This window comes from Klenkia sp. PcliD-1-E (assembly GCF_024124375.1).
GTDB lineage: Bacteria > Actinomycetota > Actinomycetes > Mycobacteriales > Geodermatophilaceae > Klenkia.
In genome coordinates, this window is record NZ_JAMXRZ010000221.1 from 1 (window position 1) to 2,637 (window position 2,637).

A 2,637-nucleotide genomic window follows, 5' to 3' on the forward strand; every position below is an offset into this window, starting at 1 on the left:
ACCGGCACGCCCGGCGCGGCGGACGAGCTGGCCGCCGACCTGGCCGCGGCCGGGCTGACCGTCGGAACGGTGACGGTCTCGGACGGCGGCACGGGTGCGGTCGAGGGCCCGGCCGGCGACGCCGGGGCGGCCTGGCTGGCTGGTGCGCTCGGGCTGCCCGAGCTGGCCCGCGACGCAGAGGTCGAGCACGTGACCCTGGTGCTGGGCCCGGGAACCGCGGCCGACGACCGCACCGCCGACCTGCTGACCGCCGCCGATGCGCTGCCCGACTGCGCCGCCGGGGCTTGACCGGCGGGGTGCCCGGGCCGCGCTCAGCCCTGCGGGGAGTGCACCGACCCCGCTTCGATCGTCATGATCACCCGCTGCTGGTCGCGGCCGCCGTACCAGGGGTAGGGACCGCCGAGGTACTTCTGCGCCAGCGCCTCGATGTGCTCGACCGCGGCCTCGGTGGTGATGTCCACGACCCGACCGCGGACCCCGAAGTAACGGGACGGGTCGGCCGGGTCGGCGATGTTCAGCGCGACCCGGGGGTCGCGCTCGACGTTGCGCACCTTCTGGAACCCGGCGACGGAGTTGACCCGGATCCGGCCCTCGTCGTCGGCGTCGACCCAGGTCTGCGTCATCTGCGGTGAGCCGTCGGGCATCAGGGTCGCGACGAAGCACGGTGCGGGGGTGCGCAGCAGCTCGAGCAGGCCGGCGGGGAGGTCCATGACCCGACGCTACGGCCTACCGTCGGGGCGTGCGCCTGGTCTCGCTGCTGCCCTCGGCCACCGAGGTGGTGGCCGCCCTCGGTCTCGCCGGCGACCTGGTCGGCGTCAGCCACGAGTGCGACCACCCCCCGGGTGTCCGGGAGCGCGCGACCGTCGTGGTCGGCGGGCTGGACACCCGCGGGCTTACCCCCGGCGAGGTCGACGCCGCGGTGCGGGCCCGGGTCGCCGCGGGGGAGGACCTCTACACCCTGCACGCCGGGGCGCTGGCCGACCTCGCCCCCGACCTGGTCCTCACCCAGGACCTCTGCCAGGTCTGCGCGCTCCCCGCCGGCTCCGTGCGCGACGCGCTGGCCCACCTCGGCACCGCCGCCGACGTGCTCACCCTCGACCCGCACACGCTCGCGGACGTGCTGGCCACGATCACCGTCGTCGGCGAGCGCACCGGGGTGCCGCAGCGGGCCGCCGCGGTGGTGGCCGGGTTGCGCGCCCGGCTGGACGCCGTCGCCGCCGCGGTGGCGGGTCGGCCCCGGCCGCGGGTGGCCGTGGTTGAGTGGACCGACCCGCCGTTCACCGCCGGGCACTGGGTCCCCGACCTCGTCACGGCCGCCGGGGGCGACCCGGTCGGCGCGGCCAGCGGCTCCCGCAGCGTGCCCACCACCTGGGTCGCGGTCGAGGCCGCCGACCCGGACGTCGTGCTCGTCGCCCCCTGCGGCTACGGCCTGGACGCCGCGGTGCAGCAGGCCCGGGACGTGGTCGCCGCGCTGCCCGGCCGCACCGTGTGGGCGATCGACGCCGACGGGCTGGTCGTCCGGCCCGGGCCCCGGCTGGTGGACGGGGTGGAGGCGATCGCCTCGCTGCTGCACCCCGGTGCCGTCCCGCCCTCGGCGGCGGTCGCGCGGGTCAGCGGCTGAGCGCCTCGATCTCCCACGCTGCGGCATGGGACGCACCCGGCGCCAGGACCACCAGGTCGGTGCCCGAGCGCAAGGCGTCCGGCGGGCAGGTCATCGGCTCGACCGCCAGTCCGACCCGGTCGAGGGCGGGCTCGGGGCGGTCGGCGGTGTGCACCTGCACCCAGGGCAGCTGGGCCGGCGACCAGTGCATCGCCACCCCTGACCCGTCGGCACCCCAGACCCTGGCGGTGGCCCGGTCGGCGGTGGCGAGACCGGTGAAGGCGTGGTCGACCGCCACGCCGCGCAACGAGCGCCGGGTGCGGAAGTCCAGGTCGCTGCCCGCGACGTCGACCAGTCCGGTGGGCAGCAGCCGCGCGTCGTCGACGGAGAGGACCCGGTCGGCCGGCAGCTGCAGCTCCCAGTCGTCGACCCGGCCGCGCCCGGCGACCAGGTAGGGGTGCACGGAGCTGCCCCACGGGGCCGGGTCGGAGCCGACGTTGCGGCCCTCGACCGACCACCGCAGCCCGGTGGCCAGGAGCTCGTAGCCCACCTCGACGTCCAGCACGTGGGGCCAGCCCTGCTGCGGCCACACGCGCACGCCCAGGCGCAGCGTGCTGGCCGAGCGGTCGAGCACCCGCCAGGGGCTCCAGCAGACGAGGCCGTGCAGCGCGTTGCCGCGATCGGGTTCGGTCACCGCCAGCTGCTGCTCCGAGCCGCCGAAGGTGTACCGGCCGTCGCCCACCCGGTTCGGCCACGGCGCGAGCACCGACCCCCGGAACAGCGGGCGCGGGGAACCGCCCGGGAAGCCCACCACCAGGGGTCGGCCGCCGACGGTGAGCTCGCGCAGCCCACCACCGACCTCGGTGACGACGGCGCGCACGTCGCCGGACACGAGCTCGTGCTGGGTGCCGGTCGGGGCGGGGCTGGTCACGGCGTCTCCCGGTGGTCGGTGGGTCGGCGAGCGCCGACAGCGGGCCGCGCGACCGTACCCGCGCCGAGGTCGGCCCGGTCGGCACCAGCGAGGCCGCCCAGGCCCT

General features: G+C 77.4%; 4 protein-coding genes. 2 read left to right on the top strand and 2 right to left on the bottom strand.

All coding sequences use genetic code 11. The features are described 5' to 3' along the window. A partial coding sequence (locus NH342_RS22610; protein ID WP_253018565.1) for a LytR C-terminal domain-containing protein occupies positions 1-288 on the top strand: 288 nt, incomplete at its 5' end. A 23-nt stretch (positions 289-311) separates the two neighbouring features. Here the strand turns inward: NH342_RS22610 and NH342_RS22615 are convergent. After that, positions 312-710: a TIGR03618 family F420-dependent PPOX class oxidoreductase gene (locus NH342_RS22615; RefSeq protein ID WP_253018567.1), complete on the bottom strand. Its 399-nt coding sequence runs from the start codon at positions 708-710 to the stop codon at positions 312-314. A gap of 29 nt (positions 711-739) precedes the next feature. On the opposite strand from NH342_RS22615, the gene NH342_RS22620 reads away from it, so the two are divergent. Continuing rightward, the gene (locus NH342_RS22620) at positions 740-1,621 is read left to right on the top strand and encodes a cobalamin-binding protein (protein ID WP_253018569.1); all 882 of its coding nucleotides are present in this window, start codon (positions 740-742) and stop codon (positions 1,619-1,621) included. On the opposite strand, the gene NH342_RS22625 is transcribed toward NH342_RS22620, so the two are convergent. Next, positions 1,611-2,531: an aldose 1-epimerase family protein gene (locus NH342_RS22625; protein WP_253018571.1), complete on the bottom strand. Its 921-nt coding sequence runs from the start codon at positions 2,529-2,531 to the stop codon at positions 1,611-1,613. The two genes, NH342_RS22620 and NH342_RS22625, sit on opposite strands and share 11 nt — an antisense overlap. Positions 2,532-2,637 lie beyond the last annotated feature (106 nt).

Excerpts from the sequence above, each read along its gene's own strand:
- NH342_RS22615 (WP_253018567.1), bottom strand. The coding sequence starts at position 710 with ATGGACCTCCCCGCCGGCCTGCTCGAGCTGCTGCGCACCCCCGCACCG.